Origin of the sequence: Paenarthrobacter sp. CM16, assembly GCF_013179505.1 — a bacterium.
Classification (GTDB): domain Bacteria; phylum Actinomycetota; class Actinomycetes; order Actinomycetales; family Micrococcaceae; genus Arthrobacter.
In genome coordinates this window covers 1-1,539 of sequence record NZ_JABMCX010000520.1, presented here as the reverse complement: position 1 = coordinate 1,539, position 1,539 = coordinate 1, and the positions used below count along the sequence as shown (strand labels likewise).

Annotated in this window: 1 protein-coding gene and 1 pseudogene; both read left to right on the top strand. The window is 66.3% G+C overall.

Annotation, left to right across the window (positions count from 1 at the left end; translation table 11 throughout):
- The first annotated feature begins 7 nt into the window (after positions 1 to 7).
- Positions 8 to 1,429: a lyase family protein gene (locus HP499_RS24110; protein ID WP_172326551.1), complete on the top strand. Its 1,422-nt coding sequence runs from the start codon at positions 8 to 10 to the stop codon at positions 1,427 to 1,429.
- Positions 1,422 to 1,539, top strand: a pseudogene (locus HP499_RS25530) (alpha/beta hydrolase); the annotation flags it as partial. The gene HP499_RS24110 and the pseudogene HP499_RS25530, both read left to right, overlap by 8 nt.

The window sequence follows — 1,539 nt, the reverse complement described above, 5'->3', positions numbered from 1 at the left end:
ACCAGGCATGACCAACGGCGACTTCGGCCTCCTCAGCCCCGTCTCGGCGTCGCCCGCTGTGGCCGCGCTGACCGGTGATCGTGCCGTGATCGCGGCAATCCTCGACGTCGAAGCCTCCTGGGCTGCTGTCCTCGAGGAAGCGGGACTAGCTCCCGCCGGATCCGCCGCTGTGGTGGCCGAAGCCGCCAGTGCAGGCTCTTACGACGTCGTTTCCATAGCGGAACGCGCGCAGGGCGGCGGCAATCCGGTGATTCCGCTGCTTGGCGACTTACGTGCCCGCGTCCGGGACTTGGACACTGCCGGAATCGGCGCGGCCTCGGCTGTGCACACATCGCTGACCAGCCAGGACGTCCTCGACTCCGCGCTCATGCTTCTCGCCAGCCGCACTATTTCTGCCTTGGTACTGGACGTCAAGGGCACGACGACGGCGCTCGCCACCTTGGCGGAACAGCATGCGGACACGTTGTGCGTGGGCCGGAGCCTGACGCAGCATGCCCTTCCGTACACGTTCGGGCTCAGGGCGGCGCAGTGGTTCCAGGGTGTGGCCGCCGCGGCTGCGCGATTGGAGTCGCTGGAATTGCCGGCGCAGTATGGCGGGGCGGGCGGAACGCTGGCCTCGGGCACCAAGCTGACTGCTGGTTCGGACGCAACGCCGTTCACGTTGGCCGACTCACTGGCCGCAAGGTTGGGCCTCGCACCCGCTCCCGCCCCGTGGCACACCAACCGGCTGGCCGTTACTTCGCTGGGCGACGCGTTGGCGGCGCTGCTGGATTCCTTCGGCAAGATCGCCGCCGACCTGCTGTTCCTGAGCCGTCCGGAAGTCGGCGAACTCGGCGAACCCTTGACCGCCGGACGTGGAGTTTCCTCGGCCATGCCACAAAAGCAGAACCCCGTTCTCTCCGTCCTGATCCGCAGTGCAGCGTTGCAGGCCCCGGGGCTCGCGTCCCAACTGCACCTCGCTGCTGCCACCTTCAACGATGAACGCCCTGACGGTGCCTGGCATAGCGAATGGCCCGCGCTCCGGCAGCTCTTGGCGTTGGCCTTGGGGGCTGCCGGACACCTCCGCGAACTCAGCGAAGGCCTCCGGGTTTTCCCCGATGCGATGCGCCGGAACCTCGAGATCTCGGGACCCCTCCTAGTAAGCGAAGGTGTCTCGGCCGCCGTCGCCCCGCTCCTTGGTGCGGAGGGAAAGCAAAAGCTGCAGGCCGTCGTCGACGAAACCCTCAAAGCGCCCGCCGCTGAACAGTCCCGGATTTACGCCAAACTCCTGCGCGAAGCCGCCCCGGCGGACAAACTTTCCGATGCTGAACTTGAGGCGCTCCTGGACCCGGCAAGCTACCTCGGAGAAGCTCAGGAAATCAGCCGCCGGATCCTCGCGGCCTACCCGAACTTTGCAGCATCATCATCGAAGGGAGCCGCTCGTGGCTAAACCAATCGTCAAGGCCGTGCTGCTCTCCCCGCAGCGCGAACTCGGAACCAAGCCGCTCTTGGTGGTAGGTCCGTCGTTGGGTACCTCCACCATTCTTTGGACCGAAACCG